The organism is Bacillus sp. FSL L8-0193 (genome assembly GCF_037976065.1).
GTDB classification, from domain to species: domain Bacteria; phylum Bacillota; class Bacilli; order Bacillales; family Bacillaceae; genus Bacillus; species Bacillus paralicheniformis.
Genome location: NZ_CP150261.1, coordinates 3,888,318 through 3,913,204 on the forward strand (window position 1 = coordinate 3,888,318; position 24,887 = coordinate 3,913,204).

Below are 24,887 nucleotides of genomic sequence, written 5' to 3' on the forward strand. Positions count from 1 at the left end.
TAAAATAGACTTTATAGCCTGTGAACCCTTATATTGACAAGAGATTCACGGCCTTTTGACGCTGTTCAGCAAGCCCTCCGGCACATGATTCTTGAAATATTTGTATAATATTTTGGCGCACATCAACTTCATGAGAATGCCAAATTTGATGACATTCAAAAAGACGCCGCCAATGAGGCAGACGTCTCTTTATTATTTTTTCGCCATGTATTTATTTAAAAATTCATCAGCATTGGATACGGCTGTTCCTTTGTAATAATACTTGACGATGGCTTCCGCTTTCTTGCCGTCTTTCGCCATATAATGTGCGCCGTATTGGCTCATTCCTACTCCATGTCCAAAACCCCTCGTCGTGACGGTAATCTGATTCCCGTCGCGTTTCCAATCAAAGTCTGCCGATTTGAGGCCGAGCTTTTCACGAATATCTCTTCCCTCAAGCTTCTTTCCATTAATGACAGCAGTCGCTACGCGTTTTCCCGGCGTTCTTTCAGTGATCTTCCCAATGCTGTTTGAGCTGGGCAGCTTCACGCCGAGCTTTTGTTCAAATTCAGTGACAGTAAACGTTTTGTGGTTCAGGAATTTCGGCGACTTTGTATCCCAGGAGCTTTTCACGCTTTGCAGGTACGGAATATCACTTGTCCAATAAGCCCCCGCATTCTCGGTGTACCCGTTGCTCGTCGAGAAAAACGAAGCGTCAATTGGCTTATGATCATAGGTTAAAATTTTGCCTTGCGTACTGGCGACAGCTTCGGTCACTTTTTTGATTTTCCAATCGTAATCTTTCTTCCACAGCCTGCGGAGCTCTTCTTTGTTTTTATACACCTGGAACATCTGCGTATCATCGACGAGCGAGCCCTTCGGCGATCGGACAGCCTGCTCTGATACCATTTGCCTCACAATATATGTGCGGGCCGCGAGCGCTTGTGCTTTCAAAGCTTCGATATCGAAATCAGCCGGCATTTCCGAAGCAACGACACCAATGACATACTCTTCAAGCGGAATGTCTTCAACTTTCCGGTCAGCCGTTCTGTAGACCGGAATTGAAACGGGAGACTCTTTTAAGGTGACTTTCTTTTTTTCCTCGTGTTGCTGAGCGTGCTTTTCTGTTTTGATTGCCCCCGGTCCCCCGTGAAAAGGGAGGACAAGCAGTGTTGGTATGAGTAAAATCAGCATGCAGATTCCTGCTAGTACAATAAATAGCTGTTTCAAATCAGTGCCCCCATTTCTGTTTTGTCTCTTTCATTTTATGGGCGGGGACAAGCTAATATGACTGTACTTTTCAACTGCGGCTGCGTATTTTAAAAGCCATTCTTGTGCATAATGATAGATATGGGAGGCATACTGATATAGAATACTTGAAACATAAAAATCAGTATGCCGGATGACATACTGATTTCACGTTGATTTATGCGTTTAAATCGGATACAACTTCTTTATTTTCAATATGAACCGCTTCTTCATCGTTAACGCGCTCAATATCAGCACCGATACCGGCAAGTTTTTGGTGGAAGTTGACATATCCCCGGTCTAAATGTTTTAATTCGGTTACGCGCGTATGACCGTCAGCGACAAGGCCAGCAAGGATAAGAGCTGCGCCGGCGCGAAGATCCGTTGCGGCCACCTCAGCACCTTGTAGCTGCACAGGACCATTAATAATGACAGAACGGCCTTCGATTTTAATATCTCCGTTCATACGGCGGAATTCTTCCGCATGCATGAAGCGGTTCTCAAAGACGGTTTCTGTGATCATGCTGGTTCCATTTGCGCGCATCAAAAGAGCCATCATCTGAGACTGCATATCAGTCGGGAAACCTGGATGTGGCATTGTTTTTAAATCAATAGGCTTCAATTCAGAAGGACCGATGATCCGAAGACCGTCTCCTTCTTCCATGATTTGAACGCCCATTTCTTCCATTTTCGCAATTAAAGATGTTAAGTGCTCAGGAACCGCTCCCTTTACCAGTACGTTCCCTTCGGTAATCGCAGCGGCAACCATGAACGTACCCGCCTCGATCCGGTCAGGAATAATGGTATGTTTTGTACCATGAAGCGCCTTAACGCCTTCAATTTTAATGGTGCCTGTACCGGCACCCCGAATTTTACCGCCCATTGCATTGATATAGTTAGCCAGATCAACGATTTCAGGCTCTTTAGCAGCATTTTCGAGCGTTGTCGTGCCCTCAGCCAAAGCTGCAGCCATAATCAGGTTTTCAGTTGCTCCGACACTAGGAAAATCAAGATAAATTTTTGCGCCTTGAAGGCGGCCTTCTACAGTCGCTTCAATAAAGCCGTTTCCGACTTTAATTTTTGCGCCCATTGCTTCAAAGCCTTTCAGATGCTGATCGATCGGTCTTGAACCGATTGCACATCCTCCAGGCAAAGCCACTCTCGAGTGACCTGTGCGAGCAAGAAGCGGACCCATCACCAATACAGATGCGCGCATTTTACGAACATATTCAAACGGAGCTTCCGTAGACAAAGTGCGAGATGCATCAACCGTTACTGTATTATTTTCAAAATGTACACTTGCGCCTAAATGACGTAACACTTCGTTAATCGTATATACATCGGAGAGCGTAGGCACATCACATATTACGCTTTTTTCTTCACTGGCTAATAAAGATGCAGCGATAACTGGTAAAACGGCATTTTTTGCTCCTTCAACTTTGACTGTGCCGTTTAACTTTCGACCGCCGCGGACGATGATTTTTTCCAAGGTATTCCCCTCCGCGTCCCAATTTCTCTATATTAATATTCAGTCGTAACGATTGGTGTGCCAACCGTGACGGTAAGTTTTTCGCCCATTCCCGCATTTCTAAGCGAGACTTGCAGATTCATACGGTGTTTTTCTGTCTTGATGGATTCTTTCCACTCGTTAGTGTAAGCAGAAATAGAAACGAAATTTGGTTCGATTAAATCTTCAACTGACTTTGCATCAAATTCATGTACTAGTTCATTTGCTTTTTTTTGCAAAACAACATTCATCATACCATTTAAATGGCCCTTTAGACAAGTAAAAATTGCGGTCTTTTCTCGCATTATGTCGAATGCATCCCGTTCAAACTGCTTATATGTAGTATTCCAGTTTTCCCGTGGTCCCGCGCCTTTTTGCTCATACAATAAATACGAAACAAGTCTCTGGTTTTTGTGGGTGGATACCAAATGTATTTTGGAATTGATGTGATTTTTTTTGTCCTGAAAAACACCTGTTGCTTTAACTGTATCATCGTCTTCCCGCGTTATAGTCCATTGATATTGTCGATGCTGTTTCTTGAAATGTTTCAGTTTTGCAAAAAAATCTTTTTCACTTAGGGTAAGCTGCTTTTTTGTGTGCAGGGTCCATTCTTCAAGCTCGACATCATGGCGGCTCAAACCTTCCGCCAGCTGTTCCAGCGGCGTATTGCCCGCTGCTTCAAGCGATTGAAAGACATGAACAATTAAAAATAAAACCACAATAAAAATGAGGGCATTAACCGTTTGTTTTGTCTTCATTCCGCATCATCCTCTCCTACTCTCCATTGTTGACGGATCGTAGGAAAAGCATACGTGGAAAAACAAGGTCCCCCGGTGATTTTGCGGAATGCGGCGTTACCCACATTTGTCCATTCCCAAAAATTCTTTTACTCAATCATGAAAATAAATTTTGAAGCTGTCTGGAATAATAAAGATAGTCCAGGAAAAAATTGCTGACGGTGGAGCCGACGGCGATTGTAATGATGATCATTAACACCCTCGCCTGAATGACTTTTCCTTTCCTGATAAGCGGATCAATATTGACCGCCAGAAGAGCCCACCAAGTCAATGCAATAAAAAAAAGATGAACGATGATACTGACAGCAGCCTGTTGTCCGATCTCTTCCATTATTGATGACGCCTCCTTACGTTCCAGCCGGTTTGGTGGCTCCGGCCTGCCTAGTCTCTTCTGCTGTGGGATAAAGGAATAATGCCGGTCATTTCAAGTCATTTTAACAGTTTTGATGTTTCATGTTAAGACGTTCATGGATAGAACTTTTTCCCATAGATGGAGTGATCCTCTGTTGCCTGAGGCCAATGTTGAGGAGTTTGCTTGAATGTCTTACATCCTCTTTCTGGCGGAAGAGAACATAGCTTACTATTTTGTATTATAGATAGATTCAAACTAAAAAGGCGAACAATTTGTGAACTTTTTTCAACATTTTCAATTCTGTTTAATCATGAATATAAAAGAACCCTTCCCATCCTTAATATGGGAAGGATCCTCATCTTTATCTCGCAACATCCAACCGGTTAATCGCGCGTTTTAAAGCAAGCTCTGCCCGAATAATGTCAACATCTGGCGTATGCTTTTGCAAACGTTCCTCGGCACGCCGTTTTGCGGCCAAGGCGCGTTCTTTGTCAATTTGTTCAGATGTTTCCGCCGTCTGGGCCAGAATGGTGACATGGTCAGGGCGGACTTCAACTATGCCCCCGCTGACGGCAACCAGCTCAGTTTGACCGTCTTTTTTCAGACGGACTGCAGCAATTTTTAGCGGAGCAACCGTCGGAATATGGCCGGGTAAAATACCAAGCTCACCGCTCTCTGCTCGAACGCTTACCATTTCTATATCCGCATCGTATACTGGGCCGTCGGGAGTAACGATATTGACTTTTAAGGTCTTCATGCTTTTACCCTCCTAGGACCAGATTATACTTCTACACCCATTTCTTTCGCTTTTTCGACAACTTCTTCGATTCGGCCGACAAGACGGAAAGCGTCCTCTGGAAGGTGATCATACTTACCTTCAAGGATTTCTTTAAAGCCTTTTACCGTTTCTTTGACAGGAACGTAAGAACCTTTTTGTCCTGTAAACTGTTCAGCTACGTGGAAGTTTTGCGATAGGAAGAACTGTACGCGGCGCGCACGGCTGACGACAAGCTTATCATCGTCAGAAAGCTCATCCATACCGAGAATCGCAATGATATCCTGAAGCTCTTTATAGCGCTGCAGGATTTGCTGTACTTGGCGGGCCACTTGATAGTGCTCTTCTCCGACGATTTCTGGCGCAAGTGCACGAGAAGTTGAAGCCAGAGGGTCAACCGCAGGGTAAATACCCATTTCAGACAGCTTACGCTCAAGGTTTGTTGTCGCATCCAAGTGAGCGAACGTTGTTGCCGGTGCCGGGTCAGTATAGTCATCGGCAGGAACGTAGATCGCCTGAATCGATGTAACGGAACCGACATTTGTAGAAGTGATCCGTTCCTGAAGCTGACCCATTTCAGTTGCAAGCGTCGGCTGATAACCAACCGCAGACGGCATGCGTCCAAGAAGTGCAGATACTTCAGATCCGGCTTGAGTGAATCGGAAGATGTTATCGATAAAGAACAATACGTCCTGGCCTTCTTTATCACGGAAATGCTCTGCCATTGTAAGTCCTGTCAAGGCAACGCGCATCCGCGCACCAGGCGGCTCGTTCATCTGACCGAAGACCATTGCCGTTTTGCCGATAACGCCGGAATCTTTCATTTCATAGTAAAGGTCGTTTCCTTCACGCGTACGCTCGCCGACACCCGCGAATACAGAGATACCGCCGTGCTCTTGAGCGATGTTGTTGATTAGCTCCTGAATCAAGACGGTTTTTCCAACTCCCGCTCCTCCGAAAAGACCGATTTTTCCGCCTTTAATATATGGAGCGAGCAAGTCGACGACTTTAATACCCGTCTCTAAGATTTCAACCTCTGTTGATAGCTGATCAAATGTTGGAGCTTCTCTGTGAATCGGATCTTTGGCAGCATCAGCCGGAAGCGGCTCATCCAAATCGATGTTTTCCCCGAGTACATTAAATACGCGGCCGAGTGTCACGTTTCCGACCGGAACGGAGATCGGCTCTCCCAGGTCGATGGCTTCCATTCCGCGTGTAACACCGTCAGTTGAAGCCATTGCAATCGTCCGAACTGAATCATCACCCAAGTGAAGCGCTACTTCAAGGGTAAGTTCGATATCTACTTCATTCTCGTTCTGCGCTTTATGTGTAACTTTAATCGCATTATATATTTCAGGCAAGTGACCGTCTTCAAAACGAACGTCTACGACCGGTCCCAATACCTGGCTAACGCGTCCTTTTTTCATCTCTATCCCTCCTGACAAGCTTTTTCTATTCTAAGGCAGCTGCACCGCCGACAATTTCCGTAATCTCCTGCGTAATCGCCGCCTGACGAGCACGGTTGTAAGACAGTTCGAGGTCAGCGATAAGCTCTTTCGCATTGTCCGTTGCGTTTTTCATCGCTGTCATCCGCGCAGCATGTTCACTCGCTTTACTGTCCAGAATCGCGCCGAAAATCAAGCTCTCAGCGTACTGAGGCAGAAGCACTTCCAAAATTTCTTCTTCGTCCGGTTCAAATTCATAGGAAGTTCTTTTTTTGTTTGGCGCGATATCTGATAATGGCAGCAGCTTTTTCTCCGTCACCTCTTGAGAAATCGCGCTGACAAAGTGGTTGTAGAACAAGTAAAGTTCATCAAATGTCTCATCGATAAACATTTGTATCGTACTGTTCGCCAAATCCTTAATTTCTGGAAAGGAAACTTCGTCCCTGATGCCGGTCATTTCGGAAATAACCGGGATGCCGCGTTTTTTGAAGAACTCGCGTCCCATTTTTCCGATCGCGATGACCGCATATTCGTCTTTTGACTGATGGCGCTCCTGGATTTTCTGGTACGCTTTGCGGAGAACGTTAGCGTTAAAAGCGCCGGCAAGTCCGCGGTCAGATGTGATGACCAGATAGCCGGTCCGCTTCACGGGACGGCTCGACATCATCGGATGCGTTCCGGTGTATCCAAGCGCAATATCAGCAACGACTTCCTGCATTTTCTCCATGTATGGAACGAACGATTTCGCTTTACTCTCAGCGCGGTTCAGCTTTGAGGCAGAAACCATTTGCTGAGCTTTGGTGATTTGACTCGTTTTTTTATTTGAAGTAATTCTGGATTTAATATCCCGTAATGAGGCCAAAAGGTTTCACCACCTTTTTGTTTTCAAATTCACTCCGAATTTACGTGAAAAAGAGAGAAAAAGAAGATCTTTTTCTCACTTCAAATGTTTAGTTGCTAGGTGCAAACGTACGTTTAAAGCCTTCGATCGCAGCCTTCATGTCCTCGTCGGCCGGAAGGTTTCCTGTCTGAGCAATTGAATCAAGGAGATCTTTATGGTTTTGATCAAGGTACATAAAGAACTCTTCTTCAAAGCGTCTGATGTCCTCTACAGGCACATCATCAAGGAATCCGCGGGTCAGGGCATAAAGAATGGCAACCTGCTTTTCGACGCGGAGCGGCTGGTTCAGATCCTGTTTCAGAACTTCCACTGTACGGGCTCCACGGTTCAGCTTGGCCTGCGTCGCTTTATCAAGGTCAGATCCGAACTGTGCAAATGACTCAAGCTCGCGATAAGATGCCAAGTCAAGACGAAGCGTACCGGCTACTTTCTTCATCGCTTTGATTTGCGCAGATCCGCCGACACGGGATACCGATAATCCAGGGTTGACGGCAGGGCGCACGCCTGAGAAGAACAAATCAGACTGCAGGAAGATCTGTCCGTCTGTGATTGAGATGACGTTTGTCGGAATATAGGCTGAAATGTCGCCAGCCTGCGTTTCAACAAACGGCAATGCTGTTAAAGATCCTCCGCCTTTAGCGTCGCTCAGTTTCGCAGCGCGCTCAAGCAAGCGGGAGTGCAGGTAGAATACATCTCCAGGGAATGCTTCACGGCCTGGAGGACGGCGCAGAAGCAAGGAAAGTTCACGATAAGCCGTCGCTTGTTTTGAAAGGTCGTCATACACAACCAGCACGTGTTTTCCGTTGTACATGAATTCTTCACCCATCGTAACACCCGCATACGGCGCTAGATACAATAGCGGTGCAGGCTGTGAAGCGGAAGCTGTGACAACGATGGTATAGTCAAGAGCGCCTTTTTTGCGCAGCGTTTCAACGACACCGCGAACAGTCGATTCTTTCTGACCGATCGCAACATAGATACAAATCATGTCCTGATCTCTTTGGTTCAAGATCGTGTCAATCGCAATCGATGTTTTACCCGTCTGACGGTCACCGATGATCAGCTCACGCTGACCGCGGCCGATAGGAATCAGCGCATCGATCGGTTTAATTCCCGTTTGAAGCGGTTCATGAACGGATTTACGATCCATAACACCAGGTGCCGGGCTTTCGATCGGACGGGTTTTGCTTGTGAGAACCGGGCCCATTCCGTCTACAGGCTGACCGAGCGGATTGACAACGCGGCCGAGAAGCTCTTCACCGACGGGAACTTCCATGATCCGTCCGGTTCTTTTGACTTCGTCACCTTCACGGATGTCTTTGTAAGGTCCCAAAATAACGATACCTACGTTTGATTCTTCAAGGTTCTGAGCTAAGCCCAGCACACCGTTTGAAAATTCGACAAGCTCACCTGCCATACAGTTATCAAGGCCGTGCACGCGTGCGATACCGTCACCGACCTGAATTACCGTACCTACGTCGTGAACTTCTATTTCAGACTGATAATTTTCAATTTGCTGTTTAATAAGAGTGCTAATTTCTTCAGCTTTGATGCTCACTTAGGTTTCACCCCTTCTTTCGATTTTCGCCTGCTAATTGACGTTCTATCCGGTCAAGCTTTCCTCTTACACTGCCGTCATAAATACGGTTCCCGATGCGGATTTTTACTCCGCCGATCAGATCCGGATTCACTTCGTTTCTGACGCGCAGTGAAGCGGCGCCTGCTTCTTTTGCAAACACTTGAGAAAAAGAGGAAATTTCCTCTTCGCTGAGCGGTTTTACAGAGTATACGATCGCGTCTTCCGTCCCGCGGAACCGGTTCGCCATTTTTACATAATCGTCCGCGAGATCCGGGACGATTGACGTGCGGCTGCGGTCAACGAGAAGATAAAGCGTATGTAAGACTGCAGTCGAAACAGATCCGAACGAGTCTTTTAAAATCTGCTTTTTCTTTTCAGCGGGCACTTTAGGATGACTCAGAACGGCATTGAGGTCTTTATGATCAATAAATATCTTCTTAACGACGGTCAGCTCTTCTTCTATTTCATTGACCTTCTTGGATTCAAGGGCAATGTCAAACAAAGCGGCTGCGTAGCGTTTGGAGACAGCTGATTGGCTCATCGGCTTTCTCCCACTTCTTTAAGATAGTCTTGGATCAATTTTTCCTGGGCTTGTTCGTCAAGCTCTTTTTCGATCACTTTCGAAGCGATCATCACAGACAGTGATGCAACCTGCTCACGCAGCGCGCTGACAGCCTGGTCTCTTTCTTTGACGATCTCGCTTCTGGCTGATTCTTTCATGCGTTCTGCTTCCTGGCGCGCAGCCTTGATGATTTCATCCTTTTGCTGTTCTCCCAGTTTTTTCGCGTTTTCAATCAGAGAATGGGATTCTTCACGCGCTTCTTTCAAAAGCGCCTGCTGCTCTTCAATGAGCTTCTTCGCTTCTTCATTCTTTTTCTCGGCAGAGGAAATCTCTCCGGTAATGTAGTCTTCACGCTCTTTCATTATATTTAATAGCGGCCCTAAAGCGTATTTCTTCAAGAGCGCTAACAAAATCAGCATGGCAACAAGCTGGAACAGCATAGTTCCGGCATTAAACCCTACTCCTGCACCCATAACCTGTGGTAAAAAAGACATCGAATACGGCAACTCCCTTCTTGCAGATTATCTCTCCGAGGCCATCGAAAAAATGTTCTCCCTCTTTTTTCAAGAGGTTGTTTCTTCCGGCCGTTATGACAGTTCAAGCAACCATAAAGCAATGGCGAAGGCCTCTTGCAGTGATCTTCGCCATTTTACTAGTTATATAAGTTTTTAGCCGAAGAATGCTAAGAACGCGATAACAACAGCGATAATCGGAAGGGCCTCAACCAATGCTACCCCGATGAACATAAGCGTTCTTAATTCTTTACCAGCCTCAGGCTGACGTGCGATTCCTTCTACTGTACGTGATACGATAAGTCCGTTACCAATACCTGCACCAAGTGCACCTAATCCAATTGCGATTGCAGCTGCTATTAAATTCATGAAAAAGTTCCTCCTTTAAATTGTTATCCTTTTCGGATATGTCTTGTTTTTAGTGTTCATGACTTACTTTGTGAGACATGTAAACCATTGTTAACATCGTGAAGATGAATGCCTGGATTGTACCTACGAACAAGCTGAACGCCTGCCATAAGATCATCGGCACAACCGCTCCAATGGTTCCAACCAGCCCCATGAAAATGCTTTGAGAATAGAAGTTGGTTGCCATTCCGGCAAGAAGGCCGAGCAGAATTTCGCCGGCGAAAATATTACCGTAAAGACGCAATCCCAATGTTAATGTATTCGCAAATTCTTCAATAATTTTGAGCGGCACTAAATACGGAATTGGTCTGAAGAAATCTTTGGTATACTCCCCCAACCCTTTTCTTTTCACTCCGTAGTAATGAGTGAGGCCTACTACCATGACGGCGAGGGTTAAAGTAACCGCCGGATCGGCTGTCGGGGATTTCCACCATAATTCATGGCCTACTGTAATGGAAAACGGAAGGCCGAGCATGTTGGCAACAAATATGTACATCAGCAGGGTTATGCCAAGGGCGAGAAAGTCTCTGCCGACTTTAAGATCCATTGTGCTGCCGATAATATTGCGAACAAAGTCGACAATCCACTCCATAAAGTTCTGGGCTTTCGTCGGCCGGATCGCAAGTGTTCTTGTGGTCAGCACCGCTATCAGAAAGACGATGATGCTTGTCACAGTAATCATTAAGATACTTGATACATCAAAGTTAAGGCCTAAAAAGTTAACAACTCTTGATTCGTGCAAAGGGTCTTCACCTCTCTTCCATTGATGAACGTTTTAGCTGGATAAAGGAATCTATCATAATGACAGGATAAATTGTCATCAACCCCACAATGACGCCTGCCAAATGAATATATTCAGGGTATTTATAAGCAATGGCCGCCGCGATAATGGCGTTGCACAATCTGGAAGCAGTCCCGAGAGAACGGATCATTTTGCCTTTTGCCACTGCTTTATCGAAGGCCTGCATCCTTTTGGTCAGCAGCCAGAGATTGAAATAGCTGAAAACAGTGCCGGTAATCAGGCCTAAAAAAATCGCCTGAAATGGCAGAAATCCATAGCCTAACACGCAGACTGCTAAAATATATAGGACATATTTTTGTTGCCTACGGAATGAAAGACTCGCATCGGTCATCAAATACGCTCCTGATGTGAAAATTTTAAATCTATCTTACGATTACGGTAAACTAGGCGGTCTGACCATTTTACAGAACGTAGTGTTCTGTTCAAGACTTCACACACTCCGAAAATTCTCGGGCCGGTGATCTGTCTGTCGCCTGCAAATATGGGGTTTTCAAAGGATTTTAACAGAGGACTGGTCATTATGATAACCGCTATGAAAACCTTATCATAATAGCCTATTTTAGCATACAATAGCCCCCCTGAGGTGTCAATCTGTTTAAAGTTAAAAAACTATTCATAATCACAGCGTCTCTCACAAAATGTTCACAAATTCGCCCCATTTAAGACGCACACATGTTTAATTATGGTATAAAACACAAAAAAAGAAAACCCTTTTTCAGGATTTTCTTACATTATTTCGTTCCGAACATGCGGTCTCCGGCGTCGCCCAATCCGGGAACGATATATCCTTTTTCATTTAGTTTCTCATCCAAAGCGGCAATGTAAATGTCAACATCAGGATGATGCTTCTGAACTTCGTCTACACCTTCCGGAGCAGCGATCAGACACATAAAACGGATATTTTTTGCGCCGCGTTTCTTCAAGCTGTTCAGTGCCTCTACCGCCGAACCTCCGGTAGCCAGCATCGGATCGACGACGATGAATTCGCGTTCTTCAACATCGGATGGAAGCTTGACATAATATTCAACAGGCTTCAATGTTTCAGGATCACGGTAAAGCCCGACATGTCCGACTTTTGCAGCGGGAATCAGCTTCAAAATTCCGTCTACCATTCCCAGTCCCGCTCTTAGAATCGGAACAACCCCGAGTTTTTTTCCGGCGATGACGTTTGACTTTGCCATTTGCACAGGAGTTTCTACATTCACTTCCTCCAGCGGCAGGTCCCGCGTAATCTCAAATGCCATCAGCGTTGCAACCTCATCAACAAGCTCTCTGAATTCTTTTGTTCCGGTCTCTACATCCCGGATGTATGTAAGCTTATGCTGTATAAGAGGGTGGTCAAACACATATACCTTTCCCATATCCGTTTTCAGCTCCTTTTTTTCACACACTTCTATTGATTCTACATAAAAAAACAGCTTGTTTCAACAAAAATCAGGAGACAATTTTATGAAAAAAGCCGCCCCTTTTGGGAGCGGCACAAATATCTTAGTAATCAAGCCCGGTATATAACGGGTATTTGCTTGTCAGCGCTTCTACGCGCTGTTTTGCTTCTTCCAGCTTCGCTTCGTCTTCATGGTTTTTAAGGGCAAGCGCGATGATCGCTCCCACTTCTTCGATCGCTTCCAGATCAAAGCCGCGGCTTGTCACGGCTGCTGTACCTACGCGGATTCCGCTCGTTACGAAAGGTTTTTCAGGATCATAAGGAATCGCGTTTTTGTTGACGGTGATGCCGACTTCATCAAGAACATTTTCAGCCACTTTTCCGGTCATGCCGAGAGAGCGCAGGTCGACCAGCACAAGATGGTTATCCGTTCCGCCTGATACGAGCTCGATGCCCTCTTTTTTCAATGTTTCAGCCAAGTGCTTCGCATTATTGATGACATTTTGGGCGTATGTTTTGAATTCGTCTTTTAAAGCTTCGCCAAAGGAAACAGCCTTTGCAGCGATCACGTGCATTAACGGTCCGCCTTGAATTCCAGGGAAGATCGACTTGTCGATTTGCTTTGCAAACTCTTCACGGCAAAGAATCATGCCGCCGCGCGGTCCGCGAAGCGTTTTATGAGTTGTCGTCGTCACAAAGTCAGAGTAAGGAACAGGATTCGGGTGAAGACCTGCTGCTACAAGTCCGGCGATATGCGCCATGTCTACCATCACATAGGCTCCGACTTCATCAGCGATTTCGCGGAACTTTTTAAAATCGATGGTGCGCGGATACGCGCTTGCCCCGGCCACGATCAGCTTAGGCTTATGTTTAAGCGCTTTTTCACGTACATCTTCGTAGTCAATATACTGCGTCTCTTTATCAACACCGTATTCAACGAAATTGTACTGAACACCGCTGAAGTTGACAGGGCTGCCGTGCGTTAAATGTCCGCCGTGAGCAAGGTTCATTCCCAATACGGTGTCACCGTGCTCTAAAATCGTGAAGTATACCGCCATGTTCGCTTGTGCGCCGGAATGCGGCTGAACGTTGACGTGCTCGGCGCCGAAAATCTGCTTGGCGCGGTCGCGCGCGATATCCTCTGCGACATCTACATGCTCACATCCGCCGTAGTAGCGTTTACCAGGATATCCTTCCGCATATTTATTTGTTAAAACCGAGCCTTGAGCTTCCATAACCGCTTCGCTTACAAAGTTTTCAGAAGCGATCAGCTCAATCTTCGACTGTTGACGTTTCCGCTCATCTTGAATGGCGCTAAAAACTTGTTCATCTTGCGCAGGTAAATGTTTCATCAGCGAGATCCTCTCCTATCTGTTTCCATTTCGTTAATTATACCATCTCATTGTACACGGTTTTTCATGCAAATGTAAGAGATTATTTTTAAAAATCGTTTTTTATTATTGGAAAAACCGAATATTAAACGAATAGACAAATCATATAGTTCGACATATCATTTGTTCAAAAAATTATTTTAATAAAGAAAAAAAGCCTGTCCGGCTCTTCCCCCCCGCTTCTTCCGCTACTCCGCTTCATAGACGGCGCGAACGCCTCCAATCAGCTTCGGCCTTGTCCGCGCAAGCGTCACATGCGCTTCACCCAGCTGTTTTTGAGAGACGCGGACAGGAACGGCCACAGGCTTTAAATGCATCCCTATAAACGTGTCGCCGATGTCGATCCCCGCATCGGCCTCTATTTGTTCAACAAGGACAGGAGCCTTCATATGTTGATAGGCATATGAAGCCATGGAACCCCCCGCTTTCGGAACAGGAACAGCAAAAACAACGGGAAGACGGTATGCTTTCGCCGTTTCTTCCTCGACAACCAACGCCCTGTTTAAATGCTCGCAGCATTGAAAAGCAAGGGCGACTCCTGTTTGATCCCTGAGCTCTTCTAAGCCTTTGTAGACCGCTTCAGCGATTTGTCCGCTTCCCGAAGTGCCGATTCGCCTTCCGGCCACCTCGCTTGTGCTGCATCCGATGACGACGATGTGGCCGTCGCGTAAATTTGCCTGCTGATGAAATTCATCTAATATAGAACGCCATGTTTGTTCGAGATTCTTCATGATTGACGACACCCTTTATTCATGCTTGTCTTCATAATCGGCGATTTTTCCGATGCGGACAGCGTGCCGCCCGGCTGAAAACTCAGTCGTAAGCCAAACCTTTGCAATCTCTCTCGCTAAACCAGGGCCGATCACCCGTTCACCCATCGCAAGAACATTCGTGTCATTGTGCTCTCTTGTCATTTTCGCGCTGAAAACGTCGTGGACAAGGGCGCAGCGGATGCCTTTTACTTTATTGGCGGAAATGCTCATGCCGATTCCTGTTCCGCATATTAAAATGCCTCTGTCAGCTTCCCCGTCCGCCACTTTTTGCGCGACCGGAAACGCATAATCCGGGTAGTCCACAGATCCTGAACCGCATTCGCAGCCGTAATCTTCGTATTCGATGTTCAATTCATCCATCAATGCCATAATTTCTTTTCTGATATTGATTCCGCCGTGATCTGAAGCAATGATTACTTTCATTGGAATGACTCCTCCTCGTTTGATGTGCCGCCAAAAGTCTCGTGCAGACCGTTAAGCAGTATACAGCCGCTATATATTTCTGATTGATCATGTCTATTGTACCCGCTGCCGCTCGATTTGCAAACGCTCCTTAGCTTCTATTCCCGAGATTTTCCCGCCAGCATTTCTGCCAATTTTTTCAGCAGCTGCTCCAGCTCATCTCTCGTTTTTTGATAGTCGCTGAGAGATCCGCCGAACGGGTCAATGATGTCCCCGCTTTCTCCTTTGACATACTCTTTCAGCGTATAGATTTTATCTCGGCTCTTTGAAAATTCATGTACTGCCACCTGTTTGTGCTGCTCCGTCATCGTCAACACGAGATCCGCCCATTCAACCTTCTCCTCGGAAAGCTGTGAAGATGTATGATTCAGAGCGATGTTTTTTTCAAAAAGCGCTTCGACTGCATATAAAGAAGCTTTTCCGTTTTCAGGAGCAAACAACCCGGCAGATTTGACGGAGACATCCAGTTTTTTTTCGGCAGCCGCAGATTTAAAAAGCGCTTCCGCCATCGGGCTGCGGCACGTATTTCCAGTACAGACAAATAGTATGTTCAATCCTGTTCACTCCTTTGTTCATATTATAAAGGATTCAGCCGGAAAATAATAAAATCCGCTCCAGAAATCAAAAAAGAGAGGATCTCTCCCCTCTTTTTCTAAGTTTCATTATGTTATGCAAAGTGGGAAAAAGATTTTCTCCTCTTTCAATTAAATGGGCAGCAAAAGCTTCAGGCCGAAGCTCAGTAGGATGGCTCCTCCGAGCGCTTCGCTGTAAGCTCCAAGCCACGTTTGAACCTTTTTTCCAAGCAGCAGACCCGCCCAAGTTAACACCATGCTGAACAAACCGAACAAAAAGATCGTTAATAGCGGTTTCGTCCCGTAGAGGCCGAGGCTGAGACCGACTGAAAAGCTGTCGAGGCTGACGCCGACGGCAAAAATGAATAAGCCGAAGCCGTGCGGAGAGATGATCTGCTCCCCGCTTTTATTAAAAGATGCGGCAATCATCTGAATGCCCAGCACCAATAAAAGCGCTCCTCCAAGATACCCCGCAAGCGCACCAAGCGCGCCCGAAAGAAACTGTCCCGCAATCATACCGCCAAGCGGCATGATGACATGGAACAATCCAATAATGACGCCGATTTGAAAGATTTGGTTCCTTTTCAGCTTGGCCATTCCCATTCCAAGACCGACTGAAAAGGCATCCATGCCGAGTGCAAAAGCCATGATCGAGAGCGTCAGGATTTCGCCTATTAACACATCAACATTCATGCAATTCCCCCTTGGACACGCCAGCTTTTCTAGCTTATGCACGTCCAAAGGCGGATAGAACAACCCTGCTTAGGCTACGCTTCGATTACGCGATGGCCTGCAGCTTTCAAGAGCCGGTTCATAATCGCCCGGCCCACCCCTTCCTCAGGGAAAGACTCAGCAAAAATAAAATCGAGCTGTTCTTCGTCAAAGCTGCGGAGAATGTCATACAAACCGGCGGCAACCGTTTCAAGACGGTCTCTTCTGCCGCAGATGCGGACGGCATCCGCCTGATAGGCACCGGCCCGTTCCTCTGTCGTAAGGACGCCGACTTTCATGCCGTCTTTCTGATATTGGCCGATCAGCCGTTGAATATCTTCAACGCTTCCGTTCACAATGGCAAGCGGGGCTTCCGGTGCATAATGCGCATATTTCATCCCGGGAGACATCGGCGCCTTTTTTTCGTCGGTGAGGCCCTGGTCAATCAAGACAGAGCCGGCCGCTTCTTCGAGCTGCTCTTTTGTGACGCCGCCCGGCCTCAAAATGACCGGAATTTCCCCGGTGCATGAAACAACTGTTGATTCAACCCCTACTCCTGTAGGACCGCCGTCAACGATACCTGCAATCCTTCCATTTAAATCGTGAACGACATGCTCGGCTTTCGTCGGACTCGGTTTCCCGGACAGATTGGCGCTCGGGGCGGCCACCGGAACGCCGGCCTGTCTAATCAGCTCAAGGGCAACAGGATGATCAGGCATTCTGACCGCGACCGTATCGAGCCCCGCCGTCACCTTTGTGGATAACACCCCGGGTCTGCAAGGCAGCACAAGGGTCAGCGGTCCGGGCCAAAAACGCTTCATCAGCATTTCGGCCTGAGGCGAATCAACCTCTGCAAATTCTCCGAGCTGTTCAATTTCAGCGATGTGGACAATGAGCGGATTGTCGCTCGGACGCCCTTTCGCTTCGTATATTTTAGCTACTGCTTCGCTGTGTTTGGCGTTTGCACCAAGACCGTAAACAGTCTCTGTCGGAAAAGCAACCGTTTCATTTTGCTTGAGCAGTCTTGCCGCTTGTGCAATTTGTGGACAGTTTGTGGACAAATCACGTTTTACATCCACAGTCCATACTTTTGTTTTCATTAACATCAAAACTCCCTTAACAAAACACTAAAAACGTTAATCATTCATGTAAATCCTGTTGAAAGTATAAAAGATGAAGAAAAAGAAAACAAGCGTTGTCCACATTTTGTGGATAACGCTTTTGAATCCGTGGATATCTCTGTGTATAAGTTAACGGCTAATTAGACGTTTTCTCCATCAAAACGGCTCCGTTTACGCTCAACGAGTCTGAAACATGCTCTGATCCATCAAGCTCTTCCGGAATTGCCGCAGCTTGTTTAAAACCGAGCACTTCAAGGAAATCCATCGATGTTCGTTTATTGGCAACTAAATACAGGGTTTGGATTCCCCGCTTTTCACACAATACCTGCATGCTTTGAAACAGGGAAACGATGTGGCCCTGGCTGAGCTTGTCAGACACGACAAGCGAGCGCAGCAGCCCTTTTTTGTTTTCAAATTCCTCCATTCCGAGGCAGGCGACGATTTCATCGGGAGGGTCTTCCATCATGATAAACTGGCTCTTCGCTTCCTCAATGCCTTTATGGCTTGTCCCCGCCTTTTTTAAAAACGCTTCGATCGCATTCATGTCTTTCATTTCCGCTAACCTCAATTGGTAGAACATCTTTTCACCCCGTTTTTTAACTTCTCTATCCAATCTATGAGGGCGACAGTAAAATATACCTTTTGATTTGGAAGAAAGCCGGCAATTCATTTTTCAATTTTGATTAGCAGGAACTAATGCTTTGAATGAGTATGCAAATGAACTCTGTACTGGTGATAAGACAGTTTCTCTTTCTACCGGGCAATGTAATTGACACATCAGAAAGGGGCAGAAGGTGTATATTCGAAAAGCAGTATTTTCCCTGAACCGTTTTGGAAAATTATATCATATTCAAAAGCGTGAATAACCATCATGAAAAAACAAACAGTAAAAAACCGCCCTGCACGAAAGCACGGCGGTTCCTTTAAGAAAAAAGCCCGGTAATCCATTCGACAAGAAAAAATTTCACTTCTTTGTCTTCTTTATCTTTGCCAGATACCGCTTCATCTGCAGCGACTGTTTTTTCTTCCCGGGCGTTTTCCCCGGCATCGGTTTGTTCGTCTTCAGGCGACTTTACGGCTTCCCCATTGGAAAAATCAAGAAAGCAAAGCGGCGGAAACAGGACACACCACCAGTTGGCTCCCTCTCCCTTGCCTAATGTAATTAAAACAGCCTCATATTCTCCGGCTGGATACACCATATTGCCGTATAGCTTTGTCGGAAATGAAACTCGATCAAAACGGACAGACACGGATTGCCGGACATTTTCGCGCTTCATAACATCCTTGGCAACCTCTTTGATTTCGGGCAGCTTCGACCTGATGACTTGTCTCGCTTCCTCAACCGAGGTCAGGTTTTCCACCCATTTCGTAATTTGTTTATTGACCTCATCCCTGATTTTACGTTTGACGCTTTGGTCGCTCCCGCTGTCGCTGTTTGCCAAAATCCGCAGCCGAATCGCTTCATCTGGAATCACGGCAGGCTTCCCGTCTGATGATTGGGCCGTCTCTTCCGTCGTGAGATTTGCAAGCGCTCCTATTAATAAAAGAAAAATATACATACAGGCAATGTTTGATTTCTTCATTTTCCCCACCGTTCCTCTCCGTTCTTCAACCTTTTCTAGCAATATTATGGTCAAAGATGGAACGGTTTAAACGGATGCTGAAAAAAATTCTACTAAGCTTGTAATCTCTTCCTAAAAGGTCTACATATCCAAATGGCTCTGCTTGTTTTTTTGCAGGCCGGATAAAAAAATCACCGCGCTGATCACGAGCAGCAAGCCCCCCAATCCGCCGAACAGCAGAAACGGGAAGACAGCCGCTGCGCTTGCATCAATCGCCCAGCCGATCAAAAATGAAAGAAGCGCTCCTCCCAGACTTGCGGATGAAATGAAGAGACTGGTGATTTCCTCTGTAAAAGGCTTTCCAGCCAACGAGGCCAGAGTGACGGCGCACGGAAAAATACCGGCTGCCGAGAGCCCGATGAAAAATACGAGGAGCAGCTGTGTTTGATGAAGCGGAAACCATACCAGAATCAAAAGCAAAACAGTCAAGGCTCCGGCACTGAAGATCAGAAAGGCAACGGAAGTCAAGCGTCCGCCAAAAATACTTGTCAACAAACGCCCGCACACCATTCCCGTCCAAAAAAACGAAACGCTGATCACGCTGATTTCTTCTGCTCCTTTTTCCAGCATCAGCGCCGGCAAAAAGTTTGCGAAATTGGTCTCGATACCCGCATATACAAAAGCGAATATGAGAAAGAGGAAAATGCTTTTTTCTTTCCTTCCGGTTTCAAATATGGCTGACACAGTCGGTTTTTCCTGATAAGTCATTTGACCGGAAGCAGTGTCAGGGGTTTTTCTGCACAAATAAACCACCCACATACACGCAAGCACAAAAACGAAGATAAATAAAGCATACAAGGGGAAATGCCAGGCATATCGTTCCGTAAGGATATAAATAAGAAAAGGAAACAGCAAAGCGCCCAATCCGAAAAAAACCTCTAAAATATTCATCCCCTTCGCATTTTTATCTTGGGCAATCACATACGCTCCCATCGTCGTTTCTAAAGTACCGGCGCCAAAGCCGAGCAAAAACCCCATGATGACAAAAAAGATGAACATATCAAAAAGGAACACGCCTAAAAGCGTTACGAGAATAAGAAGAAGGCCAAACGTCAATACAGCCGCATGAGAGGTGCGCCTGACAAATATCGGCGCAAGCAGGACACCGATTAGAAAACCGGTGAATTGGAAAAAGATCAGGAAGGATAGATCATGAACATCCCGGTGATATTCTTGAATGATATAAGGTGACAGGCTCCCCAGCAGGATATGGATAACCCCTACGAGAAAATAAAACGAACAGCCGAATAGAAATATTTTTTTCATTAGACTCACTCCTTCGTTGCAGACCATAAAACCCTTGCGGCTATTGGCACGGCCGGCAAGGGTTTTTCGCAATGCTAGTTTGCTTGTTTTGAAAGGGACAGCTGCTGACCTTTATTGAAAAATTCATTTAAGTAGAACTGCGTCTTGTATCCATCATCAAAAGTGGCAAGAGGTGCGAAATTGCGATCCCGAACTCCGTTCATCCATTGAATCAGCTGAACTCTGAAGGAATCGGCCCATCCGTAAAATTCATTTTCAGGGTCTGTCAGCCACGTGTCCGGCATTGTTATCATCCGCTCCGTCAATCCGGTCCTCAGCAAAAACTGATTTTTCTGCCGTGAATGATAGTAGAATACGCCGTTTTGGCCATTGACCTCGATGCTAAAGCCGCATTCATCCGCTTTTGTGCATTTTGACGTAATCATATTGACAAACACATGATTTTCAAGCTGGCCGTATACTTCAGAATGATCATCAACATATACCTGTTTTTGTTCTTTTTCTTTGACGACCGTCATCATTTTGACTTTTAAACTGTCCAGTTTAAACGGGCTGTCGAACAAATAAAGAATGAGATCGATTAAATGCACACCCAAATCTCCTAATGCCCCGCTCGTTTTATTGCTTTTCGAATGATCGCGCCAAGTATATTTTTTTCTTCTCAAGGCGCTGTTTTTCTTAAAATGGACATTGATGGACAAGATATCTCCAAGTTCATTGCCGGATAGCATATCTTTTAGGCGCTGAACAAATGTGAGATGGCGGTAATTGAAGCCCATGATCGGAATATAAGCAGATTGAGAAGCCCTGTTTTTCATCTCCTCCGCTTCCTCCATTGAGACAGCCATCGGTTTTTCACACAATACATACTTACCTGCGGCCATCGCTTCAAGCACATGTTCTTTATGGCAAAAGTTCGGCGATGAAACGATGACTGCCGTCGACTGATTCAACAGCTCCTGCATACTGTTAAATGCGGTTCCTCCATATTCAAACGCACATTTGCGCGAGGCAAGCGAGTTGATATCAAAAAACCCGGAAAGCTCGGCACCTTTGACTGTTGAAAGAGCTTTCGCATGAGCTTTTGCAATTCCTCCGGCTCCAATAATTCCGATTTTCATCTAAGGACACTCCTTATCTTTTGATATGGGCTTTTAGCACTTCTAAAATTCCAGCCGTATAGCTGCCTTCTGTCATACGGGAATGGAGCGACTTTGCTTCTGCTGTCGCATTCCCCACCAGATAACCATGTCCGGTTTTTTTAAGCATATCCACATCGTTTCCGCTGTCGCCGAAAGCAAATGAATTCTCCCTCTCTATCGCGAATTTATTCAATATAAAATCCACAATGTACGGTTTGCCTGTCCGCAAAGGGATAAAGTCCACATCATAGCTGTTTTCCGGATCGCCTGCCAAAGGGTTGCAGCGATTGATATTTACTCCTATTTCATGCTCTCTTGCAAGCCGTCTGATGGCTTCAAGCGCCCTCTTATCTGTGTTCTCATCCGACGATCTATAGTAATAGTTGATTTTATAGCGGGAAAAACCATGCTGAGTCTGAGGCACAAGCTCAATCTCATATTTTTTAGAGAGAGTCTGCTTGATTTCTTCGACCAGATCATGGGAGAAATTCGATTCTTGCAATCGGGCTTCCCAATCTTTATCAGAGACTTGGCCTTCTTCAGAGAAATACGTGATCTCAGTGCCAAGGTCACTGGCGACAAAATGCGGAAGATATCGAAAGCCTCCCCGCTTCATTTTTGCAAGAACAGATGACAGGCTGCTCCCGGTCACCCAGCCGAGCAAAATCTTGTGATCGAGATGGTTCGAATGAATAAATGTTTCAAGGTCCATGAGCGCTTTCCTCGATTCATCGGTGATGCTGTGGGCGAAATATGTCTCATCAAAATCGCAAAATACGGCGTACTTCGGCTTGTTTACTTGCTGCAAAGTGTGAAAAGAAAGTGTTTCATGATACGACATCAATTAAGGCCTCCATTACTTTGTCTTGTTCTTCTACGGTGAGTCCCGGATAGAGAGGAAGCTGAAGCATTTGTTTATGCACTGATTCAGTGACCGGCAGCGATATATGCTGATAATCGGCTTTTACAAGTGGTGTGTTTTGATGATGGGATAAAATCGGGTAGTATATATCTGTTTGGACATTATGAAATTTAAGCATCATATCTTTGACTTGGTCTCGATTTCCGCTTATCATTTTAATTGTAAACAAATGCCATACATGATCATCGGTCATTTGAGGCAATTGGATCAGACCTCTGTCTTCATACTGCTGCAAATGCGTAATATAACGATCTGCTAAATATAAGCGCTTCAGATTATTTAATGAAAGATGTTTCATCCTTGCCAGTCCAATAGCGGCTTGCAGATTATCAATCTTAGCGTTAAAGCCGTAATCAGCAGCCTTTTTATTTTTTTGATTCAGTTCAAAGCCGTGGTACATATATTCCATGCATGCGGATGCAAATGATGGATCATCCGTCACAATTGCGCCTGCTTTTCCGCAAGTGCCGAGATTTTTATACGGATTAAAGCTTAATATGGAGCAAAGGCTGTTTTTTCCCAGATCGGAAACGCCGATCGACTGGCAGGCGTCTTCAATAATCGGGATGCCGTATTTATCAGCGATTTTTGCAATGCCTTCCATGTCTGGCAGCTTTCCATAAAGGTGTACAGGCAAAATGCATTTCGTTTTCAAAGTGATGCATGCTTCAAGTTCAGAAGGATCCATGCAAAATGTAACAGGGTCAATATCGCAGAAAACCGGAGTGCCTCCAGCTGCAAGCACGGCGTTTTCCGTTGCAGCAAAGCTGTTTGCAGGCATAATGACTTCATCACCTTGTCCAATACCCGCAGCTTTCAGTGCGACAATCATGGCATCGGTTCCGCTGGAGGAAGCCATGACATGCTTTTTTCTCAAAAGAGCGGCTATTTCAGCTTCAAATACACCGACATAAGAACCGCTTGTAAATTGCCCGGTCGGCAGCACGCCTTTCACCGCATGAATCACGTCATCTACTTCTTCTTCTGTGATCAGTCGATGAAGCGGCATAAAATCAACTCTGGAGGGCGGAGAATCCATTCTGTTTAGCAAATTGGCGGTCAAGTCGAATTGATCCTGCTGCAATGTCTCTTTTAATTTTTGATTAGCCAGTGTGTCGTCTATACGGCATTCACCAGCGTGCTTCCCTTCCTTCAAATCATTCAGAAGGACAAATAGCTGTTTGCTTGTGCAAGTCATGTTTTCGCTTGCGGTTTTCATCAATTTCACCCCATTTTTATTATTTTGGGAAATTGTCATATTTCATGACATATCTTAAATGATGGAATCGATACCATAACAACTCTTTTTTTCAGGAAGTGACTTTATGCCTACGATTGACGAAATTGCAAAATTAAGTAATGTGTCAAAAACAACTGTTTCAAGAGTACTGAACGACCATCCTTATGTATCTGAAGAAAAAAGGAAGCGTGTTTTGGAAGTCATCGAAAAATTGGACTACATTCCGAACACCTCTGCACGAAAGCTCAGATCCAACAAAACGATGTTTCTCGCAGTGTCTGTCCCTCACGCGGACCATCCATTCTTCGCGCAGCTCATGAAGCATGTGTCCGCTGAAGCGCTGAAACACCAATACAAAGTCATTGTGTTTCAGACGTTTTATCAAAAGCAGAATGAACTGAAAGTACTGGAGCTGCTCAAGAGGAAAGAAGTCGACGGGCTTATGTTATGCAGCCTTGAAAATGAGTGGGAAGACATCAAAAAATACGTCAAATACGGTCCTGTGGTCTTGGCAAATGAATTCCACGCCGAAGCGGACGTGCCGGTGATCTGCTATGACGAATTCGAAGCCGGATATAAAGGAACGGAGCTTTTTATTCAAAAAGGGCATCATTTAATGGCCTTTTGCTGTGACACGATACACAGCAAGGCCCAGATTATGAGAAAAGAAGGGTTTATGAAAGCATTGTCTGATGCGGGTTTACATTTCCAGGAGAAGTGGATGTTCAGCCACGCATTTACCATTCATGACGGCTTCCGTATTATGGACCAGATCCACAACATGTCTGAAAAGCCGACCGCCATTTTTACGGGAAACGACCAAGTGGCCGCAGGAATTATTAAAAGGGCCCGCTATTATCAATATGAAGTGCCAAAGCAGCTTGCAGTGCTTGGATATGATAATCAATCGATCTGTGAGGTGACCGATCCGGAAATCACGACAATCGATATACCTGTTGAAGAGCTGGCTCAAAAAGCCGTATGTGCAATGGTAAACCACCTAAATGGGGAAAGCGGATTACAGAGGGATGTCGTGACTCTGTCTCCTACATTAAAAATCAGACAATCTGTTTAGGGTATATATTAATCTTGAACTATTTTTTATTTTATTCAGATAAAATTTTTGTTAAAAAATGGTGAAGAAGACCTTCTGAACGGTCATGGCTGCGGTTGCTGTTTTTTAACAAAAAAGACCGCCGGGAATTTGAACTGCCCCTCTTTTGTTAGACACACTTCACAATTGGAGGTGCAGTTTTTAAAATTTACAGTTGAGGAAATTCGCACAGTGTCTTTCATGGGTGGATTCGCAATACCGATATCATGGAGAAGACGCGTCTAAAAAGCCTATACAAGCTATTCTGCCGAAGATAAACCAAAAGGTACTTCACTCGAAAATGGGACATCTATCCGTGAA

General features: G+C 45.5%; 27 protein-coding genes. 1 reads left to right on the forward strand and 26 read right to left on the reverse strand.

Annotated features, from left to right (window positions below; genetic code table 11):
• Window positions 1–192 precede the first annotated feature (192 nt).
• From spoIID to MHH76_RS19675, 26 genes are all read right to left on the reverse strand, one after another.
• On the reverse strand, window positions 193–1,209 hold the full coding sequence (gene spoIID, locus MHH76_RS19550) for a stage II sporulation protein D (RefSeq protein ID WP_023857085.1): 1,017 nt from the start codon (window positions 1,207–1,209) through the stop codon (window positions 193–195).
• Window positions 1,210–1,405: 196 nt separating this feature from the next.
• Window positions 1,406–2,716 carry a UDP-N-acetylglucosamine 1-carboxyvinyltransferase gene (gene murA / locus MHH76_RS19555; protein WP_023857084.1) on the reverse strand — a complete coding sequence of 437 codons (1,311 nt, stop codon included), beginning with the start codon at window positions 2,714–2,716 and terminating at the stop codon, window positions 1,406–1,408.
• A gap of 32 nt (window positions 2,717–2,748) precedes the next feature.
• Window positions 2,749–3,492: a YwmB family TATA-box binding protein gene (locus MHH76_RS19560; protein WP_020453253.1), complete on the reverse strand. Its 744-nt coding sequence runs from the start codon at window positions 3,490–3,492 to the stop codon at window positions 2,749–2,751.
• A 136-nt stretch (window positions 3,493–3,628) separates the two neighbouring features.
• Entirely contained in the window at window positions 3,629–3,862 is a 234-nt protein-coding gene (locus MHH76_RS19565) for a DUF1146 family protein (protein ID WP_003186001.1), read from the reverse strand.
• Window positions 3,863–4,244: 382 nt separating this feature from the next.
• The gene (locus tag MHH76_RS19570) at window positions 4,245–4,640 is read right to left on the reverse strand and encodes a F0F1 ATP synthase subunit epsilon (protein WP_020453254.1); all 396 of its coding nucleotides are present in this window, start codon (window positions 4,638–4,640) and stop codon (window positions 4,245–4,247) included.
• 23 nt (window positions 4,641–4,663) lie between these two features.
• Window positions 4,664–6,085, reverse strand: coding sequence for a F0F1 ATP synthase subunit beta (gene atpD, locus MHH76_RS19575; protein WP_020453255.1), 1,422 nt, complete (start codon window positions 6,083–6,085; stop codon window positions 4,664–4,666).
• A 25-nt stretch (window positions 6,086–6,110) separates the two neighbouring features.
• Complete coding sequence (gene atpG / locus MHH76_RS19580; RefSeq protein ID WP_020453256.1) at window positions 6,111–6,965, reverse strand: ATP synthase F1 subunit gamma; 855 nt, start codon at window positions 6,963–6,965, stop codon at window positions 6,111–6,113.
• A gap of 88 nt (window positions 6,966–7,053) precedes the next feature.
• The gene (gene atpA / locus MHH76_RS19585; protein ID WP_020453257.1) at window positions 7,054–8,562 is read right to left on the reverse strand and encodes a F0F1 ATP synthase subunit alpha; all 1,509 of its coding nucleotides are present in this window, start codon (window positions 8,560–8,562) and stop codon (window positions 7,054–7,056) included.
• Window positions 8,563–8,569: 7 nt separating this feature from the next.
• The gene (locus MHH76_RS19590; protein ID WP_020453258.1) at window positions 8,570–9,124 is read right to left on the reverse strand and encodes a F0F1 ATP synthase subunit delta; all 555 of its coding nucleotides are present in this window, start codon (window positions 9,122–9,124) and stop codon (window positions 8,570–8,572) included.
• The gene (gene atpF / locus MHH76_RS19595; RefSeq protein WP_020453259.1) at window positions 9,121–9,639 is read right to left on the reverse strand and encodes a F0F1 ATP synthase subunit B; all 519 of its coding nucleotides are present in this window, start codon (window positions 9,637–9,639) and stop codon (window positions 9,121–9,123) included. The genes MHH76_RS19590 and atpF overlap by 4 nt, the downstream gene beginning before the upstream one ends.
• 174 nt (window positions 9,640–9,813) lie before the next feature.
• Window positions 9,814–10,026: a F0F1 ATP synthase subunit C gene (gene atpE / locus MHH76_RS19600; RefSeq protein ID WP_020453260.1), complete on the reverse strand. Its 213-nt coding sequence runs from the start codon at window positions 10,024–10,026 to the stop codon at window positions 9,814–9,816.
• 49 nt (window positions 10,027–10,075) lie between these two features.
• Entirely contained in the window at window positions 10,076–10,807 is a 732-nt protein-coding gene (atpB, locus tag MHH76_RS19605; RefSeq protein ID WP_023857083.1) for a F0F1 ATP synthase subunit A, read from the reverse strand.
• Between the two features lie 7 nt (window positions 10,808–10,814).
• Window positions 10,815–11,198 carry an ATP synthase subunit I gene (locus MHH76_RS19610; protein WP_020453262.1) on the reverse strand — a complete coding sequence of 128 codons (384 nt, stop codon included), beginning with the start codon at window positions 11,196–11,198 and terminating at the stop codon, window positions 10,815–10,817.
• 400 nt (window positions 11,199–11,598) lie between these two features.
• Window positions 11,599–12,228: a uracil phosphoribosyltransferase gene (upp, locus tag MHH76_RS19615; RefSeq protein WP_020453263.1), complete on the reverse strand. Its 630-nt coding sequence runs from the start codon at window positions 12,226–12,228 to the stop codon at window positions 11,599–11,601.
• Between the two features lie 127 nt (window positions 12,229–12,355).
• Window positions 12,356–13,603: a serine hydroxymethyltransferase gene (gene glyA / locus MHH76_RS19620; RefSeq protein ID WP_025810647.1), complete on the reverse strand. Its 1,248-nt coding sequence runs from the start codon at window positions 13,601–13,603 to the stop codon at window positions 12,356–12,358.
• A gap of 227 nt (window positions 13,604–13,830) precedes the next feature.
• Window positions 13,831–14,373, reverse strand: a complete 543-nt coding sequence (locus MHH76_RS19625) for a TIGR01440 family protein (protein ID WP_020453265.1) — start codon at window positions 14,371–14,373, stop codon at window positions 13,831–13,833.
• Between the two features lie 15 nt (window positions 14,374–14,388).
• Complete coding sequence (rpiB, locus tag MHH76_RS19630; protein ID WP_020453266.1) at window positions 14,389–14,838, reverse strand: ribose 5-phosphate isomerase B; 450 nt, start codon at window positions 14,836–14,838, stop codon at window positions 14,389–14,391.
• Window positions 14,839–14,975: 137 nt separating this feature from the next.
• Window positions 14,976–15,431 (reverse strand): low molecular weight protein arginine phosphatase, encoded by a 456-nt coding sequence (locus tag MHH76_RS19635; RefSeq protein ID WP_023857079.1) that lies wholly within the window; start codon window positions 15,429–15,431, stop codon window positions 14,976–14,978.
• A gap of 150 nt (window positions 15,432–15,581) precedes the next feature.
• Complete coding sequence (locus tag MHH76_RS19640) at window positions 15,582–16,142, reverse strand: manganese efflux pump (protein ID WP_023857078.1); 561 nt, start codon at window positions 16,140–16,142, stop codon at window positions 15,582–15,584.
• A gap of 74 nt (window positions 16,143–16,216) precedes the next feature.
• Entirely contained in the window at window positions 16,217–17,260 is a 1,044-nt protein-coding gene (locus tag MHH76_RS19645) for an L-threonylcarbamoyladenylate synthase (protein ID WP_025810646.1), read from the reverse strand.
• 157 nt (window positions 17,261–17,417) lie between these two features.
• Entirely contained in the window at window positions 17,418–17,861 is a 444-nt protein-coding gene (locus MHH76_RS19650; protein WP_023857076.1) for a hypothetical protein, read from the reverse strand.
• Window positions 17,862–18,204: 343 nt separating this feature from the next.
• Window positions 18,205–18,864, reverse strand: a complete 660-nt coding sequence (gene spoIIR / locus MHH76_RS19655; protein WP_020453271.1) for a stage II sporulation protein R — start codon at window positions 18,862–18,864, stop codon at window positions 18,205–18,207.
• Between the two features lie 120 nt (window positions 18,865–18,984).
• Window positions 18,985–20,169, reverse strand: coding sequence for an MFS transporter (locus MHH76_RS19660; protein WP_025810645.1), 1,185 nt, complete (start codon window positions 20,167–20,169; stop codon window positions 18,985–18,987).
• Window positions 20,170–20,243: 74 nt separating this feature from the next.
• A complete protein-coding gene (locus tag MHH76_RS19665) occupies window positions 20,244–21,290 on the reverse strand; it encodes a Gfo/Idh/MocA family oxidoreductase (RefSeq protein WP_025810644.1) in 1,047 nt (348 codons plus the stop codon).
• A gap of 13 nt (window positions 21,291–21,303) precedes the next feature.
• Entirely contained in the window at window positions 21,304–22,152 is an 849-nt protein-coding gene (locus MHH76_RS19670) for an HAD-IIB family hydrolase (RefSeq protein WP_025810643.1), read from the reverse strand.
• On the reverse strand, window positions 22,139–23,452 hold the full coding sequence (locus MHH76_RS19675) for a DegT/DnrJ/EryC1/StrS family aminotransferase (RefSeq protein WP_043054496.1): 1,314 nt from the start codon (window positions 23,450–23,452) through the stop codon (window positions 22,139–22,141). Before MHH76_RS19675 ends, MHH76_RS19670 begins: the two co-directional genes overlap by 14 nt.
• A 106-nt stretch (window positions 23,453–23,558) precedes the next feature.
• Here MHH76_RS19675 and MHH76_RS19680 point away from each other — a divergent pair, with 106 nt between their 5' ends.
• Complete coding sequence (locus MHH76_RS19680) at window positions 23,559–24,548, forward strand: LacI family DNA-binding transcriptional regulator (RefSeq protein WP_020453276.1); 990 nt, start codon at window positions 23,559–23,561, stop codon at window positions 24,546–24,548.
• The last annotated feature ends 339 nt before the right edge of the window (window positions 24,549–24,887 follow it).